Here is a 21,242-nt window from a genome sequence, read left to right on the forward strand (position 1 = left end):
GCTTCATCTACTTCTTGTTGTTTTTGGGATTTTACATACCTGCTGGCCGCAGTTCAACTATGATCGTGCTCTTCTTATATGCCCTTGGCAGTACAACTGGCACACCACAGGTCCGAGGGTCAACTTACGTAAATTTATTATAAAGTTCTGGCGTTTTCTATGGCCATTTTAATCTGAGGGAGCAGTTCTCTGCTCAGCTTGGTGTCATATGCAAAAACTAACCCATCTGCGTGGGCAGCCACCGCCTGCACAGCAGCAAGCAAATCTTTTTCTTTAGGGCCCTTCATGTAGATCTCTACATAAAGCGGTTTAGTTAATCTTCTACGAAACGCATTGGCCAGAACTTCCATCCAATATGGAGATTTGTAGGTCATGTCATAAAGGGGAACAAGAAAAAAGTCGGCATATTGCTCCAGGCTCTTAAGGTCCAGGCCAAACCGCTCAGGGTGTACAGGATCTGGATAAAGTGATAGTGATAAAGGCATTGTATCCGGCAGTATGGATTTTACTTCTCCGATAAAATCAGTTACAGTTTTACAGCGCCATATCTCCCAGGTAAGGCCGGACTCCTGCCAGAGTTTCTGGCAGCGGGAACAGCTACAGTAGCTGGGGCCCGGAAGCCCGATGCAGTCAAGGTGAATACCTGCTACTTCCTGCTTCGATAGGTTTAAAATGTATTCTTTTAACTCCTGTCTGTAACTTTCAGCACTAGGGCAGATGCATTGCCACAGTCTCTGTTCGCCTTCTCCTGAACCTACAGCACAAAGCTCCGTTTCTTTTTTTCCCAGTTCATTGTTGCCGAAGCAGCTTACAATATTATGTACTCCAGGAGCAGGCTCCTTGCTTATACCGCTTACAGGCTTGACCTGATAGAAAGTCCTGTCAAAATCATCAATTTTCTTCGCATGATTATTCAGTACACCTAAATCCATGTCCTAAACCTCCCTTTTTAGATTGAAAATACAAGCTCCACCGAGATATTTACTTCTTGTCTCATACCTCTAACCTGGGTAGAGGCACCGCAAAAAAAATAAAGTCCAGCCTTCGGTAAAATGAAAGCTGGATAATTCCAACAGAAAATAAAAATGCCACAGCAAGCGGCGTGGCAATGCCCACTCACCTTCACCTTTCACCCGAAGGAGGTAAATACTCACCTAGGCAGGTCTCCTGGCTTACATGTCATCATCTGCCCCAACCTTCCCAACCTGAAACCAGTCAGTGGTATAATAGGGGCAAACTCTCTGCTTACAGTGGCGGGACCGCGCCGGATTCTCACCGACTTCCCTTTTAAGTCAATACACCTATGTGCACAGTATGCAGTTGTTTTATACTGTAAATAAGCTAACATTTTTTTGCCAGGTTGTCAATCTGCTTCCAGAATCATGCGATTTTTGCTTCATTGTAAAATGAGATGCACCAGTGGTAACATTGCAAAATAAAAATGCGCCACAGCCCAATACCGTGTATGATTGATGTACGACCAACAATCAAAATACGGAGGTTTGGACTATGGCACACTCACAGCATACCACAATCCCACGGGAATTCAAACACTTGACATTGGATCAAAGAGGCATGATCGCTGCTTACCACGAATCAGGGCTCTCTACTAGGCAGATTGGAGCGAAGATAGGCTGTGACCACACAACAGTGTCCAGGGAGCTAAAGCGTGGCACAGTGCTACAGAGAAACAGTAATCTTACAGAGCGTTATGAGTACTTTCCTGATGCAGGGCAAAGGGTGTATCGTGAAAACCGCTCACACTGTGGTGCCAGATTCAAATTAGCTGATGTCAGTGCTTTTATGGATCACGCCCAAAGGATGATGCGCGATAAAGAGTGGTCACCTGACGCCATTGTGGGCGAATACAAGATAAACCCGAAGACCGCTGGCTTACCCTGTATCTGCACAAAGACCCTCTACAGCTACATAGATAAGGGCTTCATGGATACCAGAAACATTGACCTATTGCTAAAGGTCGGCCGCAAGGTTCGGAAGAAACGCAGCCGAATAAATAAGCGCAATCTTGGCGAATCGATAGAGAACAGGCCCCCAGAAGTCGCCACCAGAGAAACCTTTAGCCACTGGGAGATCGACACTGTGATCGGCAAGCAGTCAGAGGGCCAATCGCTTCTGACACTCCTTGAGCGAAAGAGCCGGGTCTTTCTTATACGACGACTCGAAGAGCACACTGTAGAATGTGTAAACGAGGCTCTAGTGGCTCTACAGAGAGATTACGGGGATGATTTCGCCCAGGTATTCCAGACGATTACAGCAGATAACGGCAGTGAGTTCTCTGGTCTGTCAGACCAGCTCAGTAGCCTCGGTAGTAAAGCGTACTTTTGCCATCCGTACAGCTCCTGGGAAAAGGGTGCCAATGAAAAGCACAACAGCTTAATACGAAGGTTCCTTCCCAAAGGAACGTCATTTGCGGATCTCACACCCGAGTCCGTCGCCCGTATACAGAATTGGTGTAACAATCTTCCTCGGAAGATTCTTGGGTATCTTACACCATTACAAGCTTTCCACGCCGAAAGACTTGCTGCTGCTTGACTTCTCACCGGCACGGTGGGGTGGTGCATTCGCTATTGCAATTGAGGTCATGCGATTTTTTATATTCTTCGAAAATTGTACATTGTTTTTTTATGGGATTTATGATAGTATTTCATAAACTTAATAAAAGCTATAGACAGGTGCTCGTTACGAGAGTAAAAGGGAACCGGGTGCAAATCCCGGACGGTCGCGCCACTGTAACCGGCGAGATTTTCCATAGAACCACTGAAGCTTCAGCTTTGGGAAGGTATGGCAAATCGTTTGAGTCGGAAGTCAGGAAACCTGCCTGTTTATGCAAAAGAACATCTTTCGCGCCAAAGGATGGGTTGCTTTCTTTAATGTCTGCTTGTAATTACCCTCCAAATAAAGGAGGGTAATTTTTTTTCGGCGCAAAATAAATTAACCGGAGGTTGTAGTTATGCAGAAAGTGTCAAGAGTGTTTTTTATTTTAGCGCTGGGATTATTGTTGGTTTTTGCAGCCGGTTGCGGTAATGCAAATGATGCTAATGAGCCTAATGGACCCAACGGTGCCAACGGCTCTAATGGTATTGATGATGCCAATGGTTCTGAAAGTCAATCATTTGCGGAATTGACTGACCAAATGGGGCGGAATGTTGTCATTGAAGAAAAGCCGGAAAGGATAGTATCACTGTCTCCCAGTAACACGGAAATGGCTTTTTCTATAGGCTTAGGCAGCAGAATAGTCGGTGTAACTGATTTTTGCGACTATCCGGCAGAAGCATTAGACGTAGATAAGATTGGCGGCTTTTCTGATCCCAATATGGAAATAGTTTACAGCTTAACACCTGATTTGGTTTTAGCAGGTAATGCTCATGAAGAACAGGTAAATAAACTGGAAGAGTTGGGTATTCCCGTACTTGTTCTTGCACCCGAATCGATCGAAGAAGTATTTGCGGCCATGAATTTAATCGCGGAAGCTACAGGAGCAAGCGAGGCTGACAAGGTTATCACTGAAATCACAGACAGATTAGCACTCTTAGACGAAAAAATTAGCACATTATCATCAGAAGACCGAGTACAGGTTTATTACGAAGTTTATTCAGATCCCTTGATGACAGCCGGAGGGACAACTTTAATCAGCGAAGTTATTTCCATTGCCGGTGGGGACAACATTTTCACAGATGTAGCTGAAATGTATCCACAGATTAGTGAAGAGACAATTATCGAAAGAGATCCAAGTGTTATTGTCATCCCCAACTACCATGGATTTGAAGGCTTTGATATGGAAGTCATTCTAGACAGACCTCTGTGGAACGAGATCAATGCTGTAAAAAACGAGAGAGTATTTAATATTAATGCCGATGCTATTTCCCGTCCCGGCCCTCGTTTAATAGAAGCAGCAGAGACTTTAGCACCTATCTTTCATCCGGAACTATTTGATTAAAATTGGGTCGAAACCTGGAGGGTTGTAAGAGATGATACTACACCGAGAGCAGTATGAGCAGAAAAAAATAAGAGTCAAAAGCAGTACCCTATTAATTTTATTAACCCTGTTATTAATTGTGATGTCCTTCATAGCAATAGTGGCAGGAGCTGCTTCGATCCCTCTTAGTTCAGCAGTTAGCATACTGCTCTCACCCTCCCAAATCTATTATGCCGTCGTTAAAGGAGACGTTGCAGATATTCAACACGGAATTCTTCTGCTAATGCGACTGCCCCGGGTTATTCAGGCAGCTATTGTCGGTGCTTCTCTTGCTGTGGCAGGAGCAGTACTGCAGGGGCTTTTTCGCAATCCTATGGCAGACCCCTATGTTCTGGGGGTTTCTTCCGGTGCTGCACTGGGAGCAGTAATAGCAATGTTAACAGGCGGCAGTTTGTTATTAGCCGGTTTCACAGCCGTTCCTCTATTTGCGTTTATTGGCGGTATTTCAACCATTGCACTGGTTTATTACATGTCCCGTGTAGGTAAAGCAGTCCCGGTGATGACTCTACTTTTGGCTGGAATAGCTGTAAGTGCCTTTCTTTCTGCCTTTGTTTCTTTGCTTACCTATTTTGCAGGGGAGAGATTGCACCAGGTAATTTTTTGGATGATGGGCGGCTTTGGTGGCGCCACCTGGTCCAGGGTATTTACCATGCTTCCTTATATTTTGGTAGGTTTCACCTGTATCTACTACTATGCCAGAGAATTAAATGTGTTCTTGTTAGGTGAAGAAACTGCTCGCCATTTGGGAGTAGATACTGAGAAAGTAAAAAAAATACTGCTTGCCTCCTCTTCTTTGCTTGTGGCAGCAGCAGTATCCACCAGTGGTATCATTGGCTTTGTCGGATTAGTTGTTCCACACTTCATTCGCATAATTGTGGGACCTGATCATCGCATCTTACTTCCTGCATCAGCTCTGCTTGGGGCTAATTTACTCATTGCTACAGACACTTTGGCGCGGACCATAATTGCTCCCGCAGAACTCCCGGTAGGGATTATTACGGCTATGGTCGGTGCTCCAATGTTCATTTATCTTCTTAAAAAAAGGAAAAAGCTTCGCTATTTCAATAGCAGTAGCTAGGAGGTATAAATGAGTTTACAACTAAAGATACATGAACTAACCATGGAGTATGATGCTCACCCTATTCTGGATGGAGTTAATTTTAGTATTCAGGGCGGAGAAATGATTGCCCTTTTAGGTCCCAACGGAGCAGGAAAATCTACACTGATGCGCTGTATCAGCAAAGCTCTGGAACCAAGCAGCGGAACAGTGTTATTTAACGACCGTGAAATACGCAGTTTATCATCTGGAGAAATAGCACGCCAACTTGCCGTAGTTCCACAGGATACAGGAGTAGATTTTGATTTTACTGTGGAAGAAGTAGTGCAAATGGGCAGATTTCCTTACCAGAAAGGTTGGCGCAATGCTGAAAATAGTGATGATTCTCTTGTTCACTCTGCCATGGAAACTACAGGAATTTTAAAGTTGCGGCATCGCTCCGCTGCAACCTTAAGCGGTGGAGAGAGACAAAGGATGGTTTTCGCCCGGGCTCTGTGCCAGGAGCCTGAGCTGCTTCTTTTAGATGAACCGACAGCAAACCTGGACATAGGCTACCAATGGGAATTATTACATATAGCGTTAAAACTCAATAGAGAAAAAGGAGTCACCATCATTGCTGCCATTCATGATCTAAATTTGGCTACTTTGTTCTTTAGTCAGTTTATTTTATTATCCGCTGGCAAAGTGTTATCCATTGGCAGCAGTGAAGAAGTACTTACCGAAACGAATATTTCAAAATCATATGGTGTTCCGGCCACTATTTTTCGTCACCCTCTGCATGGCCGTCTGCAAGTTAGCATTGGTAAAGAAAACATATCCCCCCGGCAGCAAAGTGAAAGATACCCCCAAAAGAGGATACATGTGGTTGGCGGCGGTAGTGAAGCATTGCCAATATTAGAAGCTCTTTTGGCAGCTGGATATTCTGTATCAGTTGGTCCTGTCAGCAGAGAAGATAGCGGCTATCACTTTGCCCGCTTTTATGATCTTCCAGTCATGGAAAACCCACCATTTTCACCGATTAATGAAGAAATGTATCAAAAGCATCTACAGCTTATGCATGAAGCAGAATGTGTAATTTTGCCACCAATCTCTTTTGGTGAAGGCAATCTGCGCAACCTTGAAGCGATGACTGAAGTAGTTGGACAGGGAGTTATGGGGATTGTTTTGGAATCACAAAATAGTGCACGAGATTTTACCGGTGGTAAAGCAGCAACTTATTTGCAACAATTACAAGAAGGCGGTGCCCTTTTCTTTAATAAAGAAGAGCATGCAATTAAGCACCTAAAAATGCTTAAATAGAGAACACGTTTTTTTGCAAGCTGGACACCCGGTGCAAGATAAGTGTTTGTTAAATGCAAAGAAACCTGGGACTGAAAGGATGATTCTTTTGAAAGAGAAAGTGTTTGTATCCTGGAGTGGTGGAAAAGATTCCTATCTGGCACTGCTAAAAGCACAGGAGCAGGGTCTGGATATACAGTATTTGCTGAACTTTATTGGTCATGAGGGGCGAAGCATGTCTCACGGTCTGTCCGAAGAAATTTTGAGAAAACAGGCCGCCGCACTGGGCATTCCCCTGGTAATGGAGCAAGTTAGCTGGGGCACTTATGAAGAAGGCTTTCGCAGTGCTGTAAATAGATTTAGCAGTAAAGGGTTAACTGGTGGTGTATTTGGGGACATAAACATTGTAGAGCACCGTGAGTGGGTGCAAAATATGTGTGGCAAACTGGGTTTGGCTGCTCATCTCCCCCTATGGGGCATGGAGGAAGAAGACGTTATCACGGAACTGGTGGCCAGGGATGCTCAACTGCTCATTGTATCTATTGATAAAACTTCTCTGCCTCAAGATTGGTTGGGCCAAAAAGTAAACAAAGATTTTTTGCTGGCCTGTAAAGCAGCTGGGATTAGCCCCTGTGGTGAAAGAGGAGAATACCATACTCTGGTCGTCGGTGGCCCACTCTTTACAACACCTTTAGAAGTAGAACACCAGGGTATTTATGAAACAGAGAAAACATGCTTTTTGCAACTCAGCATATAACCTCCAACAAGCTATACTGTAAACTCCTATGACATGAAGCGGTACAGGCCATAGGAGTTCAAATAACTATTTATATTTGTAGGCTTATAAGTTATAATGTACGTAATAACCTTACGTAAGGAGTGATTTCCATGCGTGAAAAAAAACTTGATACGAGACTGGAAATTCGCTTATATCCTGAACAACTGCAAAAACTCAAAACCGAAGCTAAAGAAAAAAACACCTCAGTGGGGGATTTGGTCCGTGAAGCCATAGACCAACGTTACATCGTTTTGAAAGAAGAAAAGTTAAAAGCAGTAGAAGAATTGGCAAATATCAATGCGCCGGTTACTACCTGGGAACAAATGAAAAAGGAAATCGAAGCGGGGTATCAGAAGAAATGAAGGTGTTTATCGACACCAACATTCCAATGTACGCTGCCAGCAAAGAGCATCATTTTAAGGCAAGCTGTGTAGAGATTTTGCGATCTGTTGCAGCCGGCCACCTTAATGCCTTCACTGATACTGAAGTGTTCCAAGAAATTATGTATCGGTATTTCAGTATTAACCAACGAGATTTTGGGCTGCGGGTCTTTGATTCCTTTTCAAAGATTATGGATGGGTCAGTGTTAGCCATAGAACACCAAGATATGCTTCTAGCAAGAAAACTAATCAGCAATCCAACATATTCTGCACTCTCACCCAGGGACACTATTCATCTGGCTGTAATGCTAAACCACCGCATTAAACGAATAATAACAGCGGATCGGGGATTTGAAAACATTCACGGCATCCAAGTCATTTACCCGGGGGAAGGTTTCTAAGTTTCAAAGCGCTATTTCCAAAGGACACAACAAAGCACTGATGTATTAGTCAGTGCTTTGTTGTGTATCAATGCCTACTCATATAAAAGTTCACCCTTAAGAACAGTAACAGCCGTGCCGCCTAATTTGACACGGTCATCCAAAACTTCCACAAGTACGGTACCGCCTCTTTCGGATGCCTGATACGCTACGAACCTATTTTTGTTCAGCTTACTCATCCAATATGGACCCAAACAGCAATGAGCAGAACCTGTGACCGGATCTTCTTCAATTCCGGCCCCCGGAGCAAAATACCGGGATATAAAATCATAATCAGCCCCTCTATCCCTACTGGTAACCATGACACCCCGGAGCCCCATATCACGAAGCTGTGCAAAATCCGGCTTCAACCGCCTTACCGTATCAGCAGAATCTACTTCAATAATATAATCCAAACGGTTTCTACCGGCAAATAGCGGAGTAACATCCAGCGCCTTAATTATGTAGTCAGGGACTTCCGTTTCAACGGGAGCTTCTACGGGAAAACTTAGTACAATCAAGTCTTTAACATATTCTGCAGTAAGAAGCCCGCTTTTAGTATAAAACTTCGCAACCGCTCCCTGCTGTAAATAATTCTGTTCCCACAGAATATGCGCAGCTGCCAATGTTGCATGACCACACAAATCAACCTCTGTTGTGGGGGTAAACCACCTTAAATTAAAACCGTCTCCCTCAGGATAGATAAAAGCTGTTTCCGACAGATTCATCTCCCGGGCAACTTGCTGCATCCAGCTCTCTTCTTTAGGGCCGGAAAGCCTACAAACAGCTGCGGGGTTACCTGAGAATGGTTTCTCTGTAAAAGAATCAACCGTATAAATCGGAATCGGCACTTCGAACACATCCCCTCTCACCGATATTATATAGTTTTTCAATTCTAAATAGGCAACGGGCAGTTCTATCCAATTTTGCACATCAAGGCCCGAAATATTAGTAAAGTACCTATCACGTGAGGCAAAATCAAGCTATGCGGCATGCCAATGCCGCAATCCAAACATCGTTTTTTTGGATTGGCCGCCCCATATCCTGCAACACTTTTATTGCGCTCAAGCGGTGTTAGTGTAACCAACTCTGGTTAAACAGAGAAGTTAGTTCCGGCGTACTGTTGATTATTTTGTAATGCATTTCTTCTACCACAGTACCGTTTATGTCCGTTTTTGTAAATATAATCAGGTCATTGCCGTCATCTGCTTTTGCCTGCGCTGTTTCATATATAAAACGTTCCCCGTCTTCCACTATGTGCCGCGTGCCAAGCCAATAGGGATATTTATTCAGCGAAGGATTGGCCTTGGTCATTTCAGAAAACAGTTTGTTGGAAGCCTGCACATCAATCTCCGGCAGCGACTTTTCCACGTAGTTCATGGATATCTCAGCATTAATTCCTTGTTCCTGCAGATATTGGGCCGCCTGCGCTTCCTGCTGAGCAGACAACTGAGGGTAGGGTGGGGGAGAAAGCACTTTATCCCAAAGCTCTCTGGGGAACATCTCCCTCACTGAATCTGCATACCCCCCGCCGTCCTGAGCCTCCCTGTATTCAAGCAGTCTGTACTGCCCCTGGTCATCCACACTAAAGGTCATCACTGTGGGAACGCCGCTGCTTCCGCTAACAATTGTAAAGATATCATTTTCAAAGCCAAACCAGCCCAGACTGGCTAACGTATAAACGGTGACAGTCCCATTTGCGGATTGCTTGCCAAGAATCACATGGCCTGCCGTAAGTACTTCGCCTCTGTAATAGCCGGCTCCCTGCTCTTTAATGGCCTGTGTCACTGCTCTTTTAAGACCGGAGGGCAGTTTAGGCAGGCTATCCAAAAAGATAAGAAATTCTTCTCTGTTTTCGGCAAACTCTCTTAGATCTTTGCCAAAATCCTGCTCCAACTCACTTCTCAGGAATTGATAAGACACTTCTCCAAGCCCGTGGGCATTAAATGCAATCACATCTACATTGTCAATTAAGGCAAACATCACTACAGCATTGTAATAAAGTATTTCATCGATATCTTCTTTAGATAAACCGGAGAGCTCAAAATCGTAATAAACAGTAACACCATAGGGTGTTTCTTTTGTTTGCAGTGACAGGCTCTGGCGATACTTTGCAAGCGGCAGTGCGCCTATCAGGTTGCTCACTTTACTGTTGTCACCCACATAAGGCGTTCTTTGGCGCAGAAGTTCCTCAGCATTGTATTGGAAACCGTTATTATCGATCCCTGCGTCTGTTTTATTAGCAGTCAAGCCGTTTGTGAGCAGCATACCGCTCAACAGAACAAGACAAAGCAAGCCGGCAAGCAGCACGCCAGTTTTCCTGGCACGGAAATAATCGGCCATCTTAATCATGCGGATACGCCGCTCAATATTCTTCTTGTCATCCACCATCCCTAAAAGCCTGGGAGCCAGAGCCGGTGTGTGAAAACGTTCCAGCATTGTAAGCAGTGTCCGGCCGTAGGCGCGGTGTTCGGTGTTTTCCAGCACTGAGAGCACACATTCATCGGTAGCCACTTCCATATCGTCGCGCATCCTCTTAAAACAATACCATATCAGTGGATTAAACCAGTGCATGGTTTGCAAAAACAGCAGCAGGTAGTTAACGTATAAATCTTTGCGCTTGAAATGGGCAAGTTCATGCATCAGGATGTAGCGCAGATCATCATCAGTCATCTTTGCCATTTCCGGTGTAATTAGAATCCTGGGATTGATGATGCCAAAAAGCGAAGGAGTGTTCACCGCAGTTTGAACTACAAGCGGGATTTTTTTTGTAATTCCCATTTGTTCTTTACAGTTCATGAGAACCTGCAGCATTGGCTTCTCAGCAGGTATGCTGTGTTTTTTTAGCTTTAACCGCAGCAGGCAATAGGTTCCCACCAGCCAAAATAGGAACAGGAGCATCCCTGCAGCCCAGATATAGGGAAGGTACCGCAACAATGAGGCCAGGGAACTCACACTCTTAGATTGGGATGCAGACAAGCTAATATTTTCAGGCTGCCCGATCTCTATAGGTGTTTGCGGAATGTTGGGTAAATCAATTTGTGGAGCTGTGGGGGTTACCATGTCTATGGTAGCGGGACGCGAAATTTCCGGCATGGCATTAAACAGGCTAAAGGAGCTTTCCGGTCCAAAGGGTACCAGCAGTTTCACAACAAAGATTGCCCAGATAAGATAGTGCCACTGTGCGTTTAAGCGTTGTTTTAATACGCCTTTAAGAAGGAGAATAACCAGTGCTGCCACGCTGGCGTAAAGTGAAGCATGGAACACAGTATAAAAAAGATCAGCCATGCCTACTCCTCCTCGTCCAACAATTTTTTCAGGCTCTCTATTTCCGCTTTGGAGATTTTCTGCTCTTTAACAAAGCTTGCCAGCATCATCTTAACCGAACCATCGTATATCTTGTGTAAAAATGAATGGTTGGCATATGATTTAAACTCTTCCTCGCTGATTAACGGCGTGTAGAGATAGGCTTTACTTTCGGTTTTTTCCGCTGCGACGGCACCCTTGGCGGCCAGGCGGGTTATCAGCGTTTGAATCGTTTTGGGTTTCCAGTCGGTATTCTCGGACAAACAGGCCACAATTTGTGAACTTGTGGCCTGGCCCAATTCCCAAAGTACTTTCATTACTTCCAGCTCAGCATCGGATATCTGTTGGGCAATTTTCATTTTCTCACCTCTTGGATTACAAATGTAAGTACAACTTGATCTTACACGCGTAATCCAAAATTGTCAAGTTATAAATGAACACAAACAACCCCTACTTTTTGGTAGGGGTTGTTACATCCGTCACCGTATGTTCTTTATTAATCAGCCTCATCCAGAAACTGCAGGTAGTACACAAAGACCTCATCATTCTTCAGCAATTTCGCAAACTCTTCCTTGTTTCCTCTAAAAATTTCATCGCTGACAATTTCTGTTGACCTGCCCTTTGCCTGAACTGCAAGCATAATTGCCTGACCCTCAACGATAGCCTGCTCGCTGTTTGCTTTAATGAATGAATGTCCATCCCTCTCACCTGTCTCCAGTAGCTCCCAGGCAGTAGCTCTCATTCCATCCACAGAAATACTAACCCGATATTCTGTTTTATCCCGATCTAAAATATTTTCCCGCAGCGTAAAAACCAATCTGCCCTTGGCTGCCCTTAAGCCACTTCCATTATAAATCTGCCTGTCAATCTTTTCAACCAATTGGCCACTCTGATAATGTTCAATCCAACTCTCCACTCTCTGATATTTATCAGGCTCAATTTTCAAATCAAATACCAAAAACACATCGGCACCGGCGCCATAGATTAAATCTCTTTGGCTTGCGCTCAATTCAACCTCGCGGATATACTCTGCATTTCTTGAACCACAGCCCACCAGAAACACAAAAGCACAGATTATAACCAGACACCATATTTTGTTTTTCATTCTCTTCCTCTCCTTACTAAACGCTGCACAGCTAATCTGCCCTTAATCATCTGTTTGAATTATTACCAAACTAATCAATATGATAGACCTGCCAAGTACTCCAAACCTTTTAAGCTTTAGTCGTATGACCAAATCCCGTTATAAAGATAGTCAACAAAATCACGTTCTCCGGTTATTGCATTAATATAGATTATGTAACTTGCTTCAGACTCTTTAGCAATAAATGTGTAGAACAGCTCTTCATTAAATTGATGAAATACTGTAGGGCCATCGACAGGGAGAAGTAGCCAATCTATTCCTTGACGGGCTTCATCCCGGGATAGCTTCGGCTCCGGTATGCTTATTTCACTTTGTGACCGTAGTAAAAACTGATGGTTATAAAACGAAGTAATTTCACCTGTTTGACCCGACACCTCAAACTCAATAGAATGCTCCGGAATAAAAATATTATCTATCTTTCTGACAAGGCTGAATTGATATCTTCCTTCATCTGCTGCGTCTCCCCAATCAGAAATTCCATAGTTAGGAGTATATAGTGGGTACACATCTTTAATGCCCCTGGCAGATAAAAATTCCAGAGCGTTATTAATAGCAGTTTGTTCAGAAATGACCGGCTCTGGAGGATCATTTAAGAGATTATCATCACCAAAATTAGCATTAGACGTTTTTCTCAGACTAATAACGTTGCCACCGGTGGCTAAGACTTCTACCTGCCATTCATAGCTATTGTCCCCCTTACGGATAGCGGAAAATGTCCAACTGTCCCCCCAATCACTGCTCCAGCCTTCGCCTGTGAGTTGCCAGGCGTACTCACTATCAGGTAGAGGAAAAAAATCTTTTGCTACCTTAAACGCCTCATCCTGTGTGACTTCAGGACCAGAAAACCCCAAACGGTTTTCCGGCTCTAATTGTGGATCATAGTGAGGATAAACATAAACTGTGTAGATTTGTTGAAGATCATCACCTAGAAGGGACTCCATTTTCTCAAGAACCTCAGGCCACACTTTTCCCAGATAAAACTCGCGGTTAGTTTGGGCATTGGAGAAGCGGGGGTTTTCTTCTATAAAGATGTCTTCCATTTGTAAAAGCATGTCGTGCACTTTACGTAGATAGGCGAAATCCTCATCACTAAGGGGGTCATCCTTACTGCCGATATAATATAAGCCGCTTTCCACATACTCTAAAAAATATTGCAGGTTATAAAAGTAGAAAGGCTTATTAGAGTGCCGGGGAAGATATGAAAGGCTGCCGGAAGCTGAGTTGGGGTTAATATTTTCCAGTAATTGCCGATCTTCGCCTGCCATCACTGAACCGGACTTTATCCTCATATCCCTGACAGTTAGGCCCATTTGGGTAAAGTTACTTTGAATTTCGCCCCCAATTTGGCTTTGCATTTGAGTAATCTGTCGATACTGATAATTAATCAGCACGCCTGAAATAACTAAGAGTATCACAAGAACTTTAACCCAAGGGATTCGTTGCAAGAAACTTCCCATATCGCTACCCCCATTATATGTAATTCAAGAGTAATTCTGTTTCTGCTGGCATTTTCCTTTTTTAACGATATGAGATTGTTAATTTCTCTGCAACACATCGGGTGTCAGATTTAATATTCTTAAACATTTGCACTGAAAGCTTCATCTACTTCTTGTTGTTTTTGGGATTTTACATACCTGCTGGCCGGTATCCTATACCCCTGATAAATGGCAATGCCCCAAAATACCAAGGTAATAGGATCAGTTTGAATGCCCACTGTAATAAGCTGGACTACGGCTTCAACAGGAAGAAAAAGAGGAATACCAGTTATTCCTTCTGCTGCTAACTCCAAAACTGCAAAATGGCGAATAATCAAATATTCACTGAACATCATGGCAAACAGCGTAGCTACTGCGCTTATCCCCTGCACTACGGTACCCCGCTTTTTTCCGGCCCCGTAAATGGCAGTATTGGCAACAATCCAGCCAATAAGAACAGCAATAACACCTGCCTGCATGTTTGTGATTATAACAAAGCCATACCATAGCAGAGAACAGATGACTGCAGCACCTAAAGAAAAAAGAATTGACTTAGCTGCATTTACGCCCTCTGTTTCCTGTTGCAGTTCTTCTTCATGAGCTGTAAAACAATCGGGACAGAGAAATTTATCTATATCTTTATTGTTTTTTGCCGGGAAGTGTGCGGTCTCCAAAATGCTTGTTACCTTATCACAGTTCGTACAGACTATCATGCCTTTAGAATTTGATTTCTCCATAGCAAACGCGGGGTATTCTTCAGGCAATATCTGATGTTTACCGTCCTTTAAAACCAGGTTCTCCGTTAGGTCATTTTTAAACATCATGAGCATGGCAGGAATGTGATTACCGGAGTGTACGTAATACTTCTCTGCTTTGCCGGACTGCAATAAAATCTCGAGTTTACCTGTAAAAGGAGAGTTCTGAGGCTGGAAGCGTTTCTGGTACAGTACTTCTTTAATTTCTTCAGCATCAATTATAAAGTTATGCTTGTCCATTGAGAGAAAATCATTATCATCACCTTGAAACCCTTCATACTTTTCCATCAACTTACCGCTGACATTATACATTTGGCCACCAATCTTAGCCCCGTATAATTTCGCTTGATGAATAAAAGACAGATAGACAATATCCAATGAAAAGGTATTGTTTTTAACTAAGATAAAATAATTACCGACAGCTCTACCGTCAATAGTAAGATCCAATAGAAGTCCCCTCCTGTCCTTCCCAATTGTAAATTCATTTACCTTACTGGAATAATTTTAAGCGTTTTCCACATAATTAAAAATAGGCCTTTAGTCCTTGCTTCAATTATGCAAAGTTTGATTTAGTATACCTGGCAGCATCCGCCAGGTGCAGAATGAAATCATAGGCGAGCCCAAAAAAAGAGCACTGATCAACTATGATCGTGCTCTTCTTAAGTGCCCTTGGCAGGACAACTAGCACACCAGAGGTCCAAGGGTCAACTTCACAAACCAGAAACTAAAGCTGTTGCAGCAACGTGGTATGTTATGGCTTCAATCCGCCTATAGATTCTTTTGGAACCAAATCAGTTCGTCGATAAACAGAGAGTACCAGGCCCGCCAGTACCATGTTTACTATAAAACCGCCTGCGCCGTATGAGATAAACGGCAGAGTGACACCAATGGGAACAACTCCTGTATTAGAGAGAAAATATAGAGCAATTTGACCTGTAAGAGCAAGGCTTGCCCCAAGGGAAATGAGGTAGCCATGGCGATTTTTCTGCTTTGAGACTGCTACAAACATCCTTACTATTAAGATTAACATTAGAAATGCAATGACTAATCCTGCTATATAGCCCAGGCGGGCAATTAAATAAGTAAGCAAGAAATCCGTTGACCATCCCGGTAGTAACTGATTAATTGCCGTTCCACTTAATTCACTATCAAGTATGGTCGCCTCACCCCAAAACTGTGATGATTCCATGAGCCTGCGTATCTGCAGTGTTAACCATCCTGACCCCAGCGGATCAGCTTCAGGATTAGTCATAGTTTGAAACCTCCTGAGCCGATACGGAGAAGTTAGGACTGGAATAGAAAGGATGAATGCTATTACAGGCATATATATCAGGGCAAGACCGAACTTTTTTACATTACCAAACCATTCTTTTTGGACGGCTACCGTTAGGATGACAAGACAACAAACAGTTAGCAAGAAAAGCCCGGTAATAGAAGGCTCCAAAACAGTTATTAAGGCTGCGCCCCCATAAACAAAACCTGAAATAATTATTCCCGTATACCCCCTACCTTGCAAACTTGTAACAAGTCCTGCAAACACGGGGATAAACAAAAGAGAAAAATAATACAGATACCTAATTGATCCACCTGGCTGAGTTTGCACTAATATTAAGCCTATTACTGTAATACCAACAAGAGCCGAACATACGTGCTTGGCGTAGCGCCCCAGGATGGTGTAATCGAAAAAGTATGCACCCGCAAAGGCGGCTAACCCCATAGGCAGATAGAGAAGAAACTGGGAGAACATTTGCGCGCCGTTTGCAGCTTCTCTGGAAATAAAGAGCTGGACGGCCCCACCCATGACAATTAATAGGCTTATAACAGCTAAGATAGACCATTCTGTCCTGGGGCGATGTACTTTATTAAGCTGGCGGCCAACAGCTACAGGGTCCCCCATTTCCTCCACAGACTTTAAAATTGCACTTTCCTCATCTAAGCCTTGGTTCATAAATTGCTTCTTCTGGTCCTCAATATGGTCCACAAGCTCCTTTGCCACTTCTTGATGAATACTTTTAAAACGTAGCTCTGCACAAACCTTATCTACGAAGCCCTGAATTTGCTTATTAGTTAATGACATAGTTTACTCCTCCCAGCACCTGATTCACAGCCGTTGTATAAGTGCGCCATTCAGAGTTTTTCTCCTGGAAGTATTCTTTGCCACGTTTAGTAATATGGTAATATTTCCGTGCACGGCCGCTATCGGAAACGCCTTCATAGGATTCAACCAAACCTTGCTGCTCCAGAGTATGAAGAATGGGATAGAGCGTCCCTGCTTTAAGGGTAAAAACATTCTCCGAGCGCTTCTCCAACTCATCAATCATTTGATAACCATACATATCACCGGTTTCCAATAACTTCAAAATCAGCATGGTAGTACTACCTGTCATTAAACTTTTATCCACCTTCACAAACACAACCCCTTCCGAAACATATATCGGCCATCTATACAAATTATATATAGATAGACTATATATGTCAACACTAAAAAACCCGCTCTAAACCATGAATGGGTAACTGTGCGAGCGCATGAAAAAAGAGCACTGATCAATTAATGATCGTGCTCTTTTTTAAATAAGGATCTGGCAGAGACCTACTCTCCCAGGGACTCGCGTCCCAAGTACCATCGGCGCTGGAGGGCTTAACGTCCGTGTTCGGAATGGGAACGGGTGTGACCCCTCCGCCATTTCCACCAGAAAGTTCTCTCAAAACTGAACAGCGATATGTTAAAGAGTCTTTCACAAAATTTAAGGTTAAGTCCTCGACCTATTAGTACCGGTCAGCTTAAGACATTGCTGCCCTTACACCTCCGGCCTATCAACCAGATCATCTCTCTGGGGTCTTACCTCGTTAACCGAGCGGGAAAACTTATCTTAGAGGGGGCTTCGCGCTTAGATGCTTTCAGCGCTTATCCCGTCCAGACATAGCTACCCAGCAGTGCCCTTGGCAGGACAACTGGTACACCAGAGGTCTGTCCATCCCGGTCCTCTCGTACTAGGGACAGCTCTCTTCAATTTTCCTACGCCCATGACAGATAGGGACCGAACTGTCTCACGACGTTCTGAACCCAGCTCACGTACCGCTTTAATTGGCGAACAGCCAAACCCTTGGGACCTAATACAGCCCCAGGATGCGATGAGCCGACATCGAGGTGCCAAACCTCCCCGTCGATGTGGACTCTTGGGGGAGATAAGCCTGTTATCCCCGGGGTAGCTTTTATCCGTTGAGCGACGGCCCTGCCACGCAGCACCGCCGGATCACTAAGTCCGACTTTCGTCCCTGCTCCACCCGTCGGTGTCGCAGTGAAGCTTCCTTCTGCCTTTACACTCTACGCGCGATTCCCGACCGCGCTGAGGAAACCTTTGAGCGCCTCCGTTACTCTTTGGGAGGCGACCGCCCCAGTCAAACTGCCCACCTGACACTGTCCCGGAACCGGATAACGGCTCGCGGTTAGAATTCCGCTATGAAAAGGGTGGTATCCCACGGGTGACTCCACCCAGGCTGGCGCCCAGGCTTCCAAGTCTCCCACCTATCCTGTACATTCCATATCAAAATCCAATATCAGGCTACAGTAAAGCTCCACGGGGTCTTTCCGTCTTGTCATGGGTAACCTGCATCTTCACAGGTACTACAATTTCACCGGATCCTTCGTTGAGACAGCGCCCAAGTCGTTACGCCTTTCGTGCGGGTCGGAACTTACCCGACAAGGAATTTCGCTACCTTAGGACCGTTATAGTTACGGCCGCCGTTTACTGGGGCTTAGATTCAAAGCTTCGCTTGCGCTAACCTCTCCTCTTAACCTTCCAGCACCGGGCAGGCGTCAGCCCCTATACGTCGTCTTACGACTTCGCAGAGACCTGTGTTTTTGCTAAACAGTCGCTTGGGCCTATTCTCTGCGGCCCCCTCTCGCTCAACATAGTTGTATCACGATAACGGGGCACCCCTTCTCCCGAAGTTACGGGGTCAATTTGCCGAGTTCCTTAACGAAGGTTCTTCCGCGCGCCTTAGGATTCTCTCCTCACCTACCTGTGTCGGTTTACGGTACGGGCACCTGACATCCTCACTAGAGGCTTTTCTTGGCAGCATGGGATCAGCCAGTTCGCTACTAAAATTTCGCTCCTCATCACGCCTCAGGATAATGTGCAGACGGATTTGCCTATCCGCACTCCCTAAACGCTTGAACGCACACAACCAACGGTGCGCTGTGCCTACCCTTCTGCGTCACCCCATCGCTAATAGCGGACGTTAGGTGGTACAGGAATATCAACCTGTTGTCCATCGCCTACGCATTTCTGCCTCGGCTTAGGTCCCGACTAACCCTGAGAGGACGAGCCTTCCTCAGGAAACCTTAGGTTTTCGGCGGGCAAGATTCTCACTTGCCTTCTCGCTACTCATGCCAACATTCGCTCTTCTAAGCGCTCCACTGCTCCTTACGGTACAGCTTCGACGCTGCTTAGAACGCTCCCCTACCCCTGTCTTACGACAAGCCGTAGCTTCGGTGACAGACTTAGCCCCGTTACATTTTCGGCGCAGAATCACTTGACCAGTGAGCTATTACGCACTCTTTAAATGGTGGCTGCTTCTAAGCCAACATCCTGGTTGTCTAAGCAATTCCACATCCTTTTCCACTTAGTCTGTACTTGGGGACCTTAGCTGACGGTCTGGGCTGTTTCCCTCTCGACTACGAAACTTATCTCCCGCAGTCTGACTGCCGGATTAAAGTCGATGGCATTCGGAGTTTATCTGAGTTCGGTAACCTGGTAAGGCCCCTAGCCCAAACAGTGCTCTACCTCCATGACTCATCATCCGACGCTAGCCCTAAAGCTATTTCGGGGAGAACCAGCTATATCCGAGTTCGATTAGCATTTCACCGCTACCCACAGCTCATCCCCCAATTTTTCAACATTGGTGGGTTCGCGCCTCCACTTGCGTTTAAACAAGCTTCACACTGGCCATGGGTAGATCACTCGGTTTCGGGTCTACGCCCTGCAACTCATTCGCCCTATTCAGACTCGCTTTCGCTGCGGCTTCGTGGCAGAACCACTTAACCTTGCTACAGAACGTAACTCGTTGGCCCGTTCTACAAAAAGTACGCGGCCACACATGTCCGAAGACATAGTGCTGCCACTGCTTGTAAGCATACGGTTTCAGGTTCTATTTCACTCCCCTCCCGGGGTGCTTTTCACCTTTCCCTCACGGTACTGGTTCACTATCGGTTGCCAGTTGGTATTTAGCCTTAGGAGGTGGGCCTCCCTGATTCACACGGGGTCTCACGTGTCCCGTGCTACTTGGGTACACATCACAGCTGACTTTTTCCTTTCGTCTACAGGGTTGTTACCTTCTATGACCGGACTTTCCAGACCGTTCGACTAGAAAAAAGACTTCCGCTGCGGACTCCTGCCGAAGTCCGTGATGTGCCCCGCGACCCCCTATCTGCAACGCCGGCAGGCTATTACACAGATAAGGTTTAGGCTGTTTCCCGTTCGCTCGCCGCTACTTGGGAAATCGCGGTTGCTTTCCTTTCCTCCGGGTACTAAGATGTTTCAGTTCCCCGGGTATGACTCCTCATACCCTATTTTATTCAGGTATGGGTACTGCGACATGACTCGCAGTGGGTTGCCCCATTCGGAAATCCACGGATCAAAGCCTGCTTGCGGCTCCCCGTGGCTTATCGTAGCTCGCTACGTCCTTCGTCGCCCTCTGGCACCAAGGCATTCACCATATGCCCTTCATAACTTAACCTTTTGATATAGGTACAACCTATATCGGTTTTGTGAAATTGTAGCAGGTATAAATACCTTACTACTACTCTTTACTATCGCTGTGCAGTTTTCAAAGAACAGGTGCGGACTAAAAGGAACCGGCCCAATTGCCGATCCCAGCGTCTGAAAACTAAGTCCAGACGGCCGCCTTGAAAGAGAAGTACTCTTTCAAAACCAAACAGGAATGTTCATGCGAAGCATAGATAATTATATCCTTAGAAAGGAGGTGATCCAGCCGCACCTTCCGATACGGCTACCTTGTTACGACTTCACCCCAATCACTAACCCCACCTTCGACGGCTGCTTCCCAAAAGGGTTAGCCCACCGGCTTCGGGTGTTGCCAGCTTTCGTGGTGTGACGGGCGGTGTGTACAGGCCCGGGAACGTATTCACCGCGGCATGCTGATCCGCGATTACTAGCGATTCCAGCTTCATGCAGGCGAATTGCAGCCTACAATCCGAACTGAGACCAGTTTTGTGGGATTAGCTCCAGATCGCTCTTTAACAACCCGTTGTACTGGCCATTGTAGCACGTGTGTAGCCCAAGACATAAGGGGCATGATGATTTGACGTCATCCCCACCTTCCTCCGGTTTGTCACCGGCAGTCTCGGTAGAGTGCCCAACTTAATGATGGCAACTAACAATAGGGGTTGCGCTCGGTTGCGGGACTTAACCCAACATCTCACACCCGAGCTGACGACCACCATGCACCACCTGTATAACCGTCTCCGAAGAGAATACTGCTTTCACAGCACGGCGGTTATATGTCAAGCCTTGGTAAGGTTCTCCGCGTGGCTCCGATTAAACCAGTGCTCCACCGGTTGTGGCGGACCCCATCATTCCTTTGATGTCGACCTTTGCGCCTATCCCCAAGGGGGCTACTGAATGGTTTTA

16 protein-coding genes, 3 rRNA genes and 2 riboswitches are annotated in these 21,242 nt (G+C 45.3%); of the genes, 7 read left to right on the plus strand and 12 right to left on the minus strand.

The genetic code is table 11. The features are described 5' to 3' along the window. Positions 1-137: 137 nt before the first annotated feature. Positions 138-932: a hypothetical protein gene (locus DEALDRAFT_RS14220; RefSeq protein ID WP_008518721.1), complete on the minus strand. Its 795-nt coding sequence runs from the start codon at positions 930-932 to the stop codon at positions 138-140. 208 nt (positions 933-1,140) lie between these two features. Then, a riboswitch (cobalamin riboswitch) is annotated at positions 1,141-1,320 on the minus strand. Positions 1,321-1,509: 189 nt separating this feature from the next. Here DEALDRAFT_RS14220 and DEALDRAFT_RS14225 point away from each other — a divergent pair. The 7 genes from DEALDRAFT_RS14225 to DEALDRAFT_RS14255 all read left to right on the plus strand — a co-directional run bounded on the left by DEALDRAFT_RS14225 (position 1,510) and on the right by DEALDRAFT_RS14255 (position 7,891). Next, entirely contained in the window at positions 1,510-2,553 is a 1,044-nt protein-coding gene (locus DEALDRAFT_RS14225) for an IS30 family transposase (protein ID WP_008518723.1), read from the plus strand. A 121-nt stretch (positions 2,554-2,674) separates the two neighbouring features. Further along, positions 2,675-2,857, plus strand: a riboswitch (cobalamin riboswitch). A gap of 114 nt (positions 2,858-2,971) precedes the next feature. Next, entirely contained in the window at positions 2,972-3,958 is a 987-nt protein-coding gene (locus tag DEALDRAFT_RS14230; protein WP_008518725.1) for an ABC transporter substrate-binding protein, read from the plus strand. Between the two features lie 31 nt (positions 3,959-3,989). Beyond that, positions 3,990-5,075, plus strand: coding sequence for a FecCD family ABC transporter permease (locus DEALDRAFT_RS14235; protein ID WP_008518727.1), 1,086 nt, complete (start codon positions 3,990-3,992; stop codon positions 5,073-5,075). Positions 5,076-5,084: 9 nt separating this feature from the next. Further along, positions 5,085-6,353, plus strand: coding sequence for an ABC transporter ATP-binding protein (locus tag DEALDRAFT_RS14240; RefSeq protein ID WP_008518729.1), 1,269 nt, complete (start codon positions 5,085-5,087; stop codon positions 6,351-6,353). 88 nt (positions 6,354-6,441) lie between these two features. Then, positions 6,442-7,089: a Dph6-related ATP pyrophosphatase gene (locus tag DEALDRAFT_RS14245; protein WP_050780836.1), complete on the plus strand. Its 648-nt coding sequence runs from the start codon at positions 6,442-6,444 to the stop codon at positions 7,087-7,089. Between the two features lie 131 nt (positions 7,090-7,220). Beyond that, positions 7,221-7,472: a ribbon-helix-helix protein, CopG family gene (locus DEALDRAFT_RS14250; RefSeq protein ID WP_008518733.1), complete on the plus strand. Its 252-nt coding sequence runs from the start codon at positions 7,221-7,223 to the stop codon at positions 7,470-7,472. Beyond that, positions 7,469-7,891 carry a type II toxin-antitoxin system VapC family toxin gene (locus DEALDRAFT_RS14255; RefSeq protein WP_008518735.1) on the plus strand — a complete coding sequence of 141 codons (423 nt, stop codon included), beginning with the start codon at positions 7,469-7,471 and terminating at the stop codon, positions 7,889-7,891. The genes DEALDRAFT_RS14250 and DEALDRAFT_RS14255 overlap by 4 nt, the downstream gene beginning before the upstream one ends. A 74-nt stretch (positions 7,892-7,965) precedes the next feature. Here the strand turns inward: DEALDRAFT_RS14255 and DEALDRAFT_RS14260 are convergent, their stop codons facing one another. From DEALDRAFT_RS14260 to DEALDRAFT_RS14310, 11 genes are all read right to left on the minus strand, one after another. Beyond that, a complete protein-coding gene (locus DEALDRAFT_RS14260; RefSeq protein ID WP_040379237.1) occupies positions 7,966-8,760 on the minus strand; it encodes a PhzF family phenazine biosynthesis protein in 795 nt (264 codons plus the stop codon). A 223-nt stretch (positions 8,761-8,983) separates the two neighbouring features. Then, the gene (locus DEALDRAFT_RS16595; protein WP_008518739.1) at positions 8,984-11,197 is read right to left on the minus strand and encodes a M56 family metallopeptidase; all 2,214 of its coding nucleotides are present in this window, start codon (positions 11,195-11,197) and stop codon (positions 8,984-8,986) included. A gap of 2 nt (positions 11,198-11,199) precedes the next feature. Continuing rightward, positions 11,200-11,574 carry a BlaI/MecI/CopY family transcriptional regulator gene (locus DEALDRAFT_RS14270; protein WP_008518741.1) on the minus strand — a complete coding sequence of 125 codons (375 nt, stop codon included), beginning with the start codon at positions 11,572-11,574 and terminating at the stop codon, positions 11,200-11,202. A gap of 137 nt (positions 11,575-11,711) precedes the next feature. Beyond that, positions 11,712-12,320, minus strand: coding sequence for a hypothetical protein (locus DEALDRAFT_RS14275; protein ID WP_008518743.1), 609 nt, complete (start codon positions 12,318-12,320; stop codon positions 11,712-11,714). Positions 12,321-12,436: 116 nt separating this feature from the next. Continuing rightward, positions 12,437-13,816 carry a PepSY1/2 domain-containing protein gene (locus tag DEALDRAFT_RS14280; RefSeq protein ID WP_008518745.1) on the minus strand — a complete coding sequence of 460 codons (1,380 nt, stop codon included), beginning with the start codon at positions 13,814-13,816 and terminating at the stop codon, positions 12,437-12,439. 119 nt (positions 13,817-13,935) lie between these two features. Then, the gene (locus tag DEALDRAFT_RS14285) at positions 13,936-15,036 is read right to left on the minus strand and encodes an MgtC/SapB family protein (protein WP_008518747.1); all 1,101 of its coding nucleotides are present in this window, start codon (positions 15,034-15,036) and stop codon (positions 13,936-13,938) included. A 304-nt stretch (positions 15,037-15,340) separates the two neighbouring features. Next, a complete protein-coding gene (locus DEALDRAFT_RS14290) occupies positions 15,341-16,666 on the minus strand; it encodes an FtsW/RodA/SpoVE family cell cycle protein (RefSeq protein ID WP_008518749.1) in 1,326 nt (441 codons plus the stop codon). Continuing rightward, a complete protein-coding gene (locus tag DEALDRAFT_RS14295) occupies positions 16,653-16,997 on the minus strand; it encodes a PadR family transcriptional regulator (protein WP_040379229.1) in 345 nt (114 codons plus the stop codon). The genes DEALDRAFT_RS14290 and DEALDRAFT_RS14295 overlap by 14 nt, the downstream gene beginning before the upstream one ends. Positions 16,998-17,166: 169 nt before the next feature. After that, a 5S ribosomal RNA gene (gene rrf, locus DEALDRAFT_RS14300) occupies positions 17,167-17,283 on the minus strand. Positions 17,284-17,335: 52 nt separating this feature from the next. Continuing rightward, positions 17,336-20,328 (minus strand): 23S ribosomal RNA (locus tag DEALDRAFT_RS14305). Between the two features lie 239 nt (positions 20,329-20,567). After that, positions 20,568-21,242, minus strand: a 16S ribosomal RNA gene (locus DEALDRAFT_RS14310); the annotation flags it as partial.

This window comes from Dethiobacter alkaliphilus AHT 1, from assembly GCF_000174415.1.
Lineage (GTDB): Bacteria > Bacillota > Dethiobacteria > Dethiobacterales > Dethiobacteraceae > Dethiobacter > Dethiobacter alkaliphilus.

What these genes read in the sequence shown, in the direction of transcription:
- DEALDRAFT_RS14220 (WP_008518721.1), bottom strand. Translation starts at nt 932, where the DNA reads ATGGATTTAGGTGTACTGAATAATCATGCGAAGAAAATTGATGATTTT.
- DEALDRAFT_RS14225 (WP_008518723.1), top strand. Translation starts at nt 1,510, where the DNA reads ATGGCACACTCACAGCATACCACAATCCCACGGGAATTCAAACACTTG.
- DEALDRAFT_RS14230 (WP_008518725.1), top strand. Translation starts at nt 2,972, where the DNA reads ATGCAGAAAGTGTCAAGAGTGTTTTTTATTTTAGCGCTGGGATTATTG.
- DEALDRAFT_RS14235 (WP_008518727.1), top strand. Translation starts at nt 3,990, where the DNA reads ATGATACTACACCGAGAGCAGTATGAGCAGAAAAAAATAAGAGTCAAA.
- DEALDRAFT_RS14240 (WP_008518729.1), top strand. Translation starts at nt 5,085, where the DNA reads ATGAGTTTACAACTAAAGATACATGAACTAACCATGGAGTATGATGCT.
- DEALDRAFT_RS14250 (WP_008518733.1), top strand. Translation starts at nt 7,221, where the DNA reads ATGCGTGAAAAAAAACTTGATACGAGACTGGAAATTCGCTTATATCCT.
- DEALDRAFT_RS14255 (WP_008518735.1), top strand. Translation starts at nt 7,469, where the DNA reads ATGAAGGTGTTTATCGACACCAACATTCCAATGTACGCTGCCAGCAAA.
- DEALDRAFT_RS16595 (WP_008518739.1), bottom strand. Translation starts at nt 11,197, where the DNA reads ATGGCTGATCTTTTTTATACTGTGTTCCATGCTTCACTTTACGCCAGC.
- DEALDRAFT_RS14270 (WP_008518741.1), bottom strand. Translation starts at nt 11,574, where the DNA reads ATGAAAATTGCCCAACAGATATCCGATGCTGAGCTGGAAGTAATGAAA.
- DEALDRAFT_RS14275 (WP_008518743.1), bottom strand. Translation starts at nt 12,320, where the DNA reads ATGAAAAACAAAATATGGTGTCTGGTTATAATCTGTGCTTTTGTGTTT.
- DEALDRAFT_RS14280 (WP_008518745.1), bottom strand. Translation starts at nt 13,816, where the DNA reads ATGGGAAGTTTCTTGCAACGAATCCCTTGGGTTAAAGTTCTTGTGATA.
- DEALDRAFT_RS14290 (WP_008518749.1), bottom strand. Translation starts at nt 16,666, where the DNA reads ATGTCATTAACTAATAAGCAAATTCAGGGCTTCGTAGATAAGGTTTGT.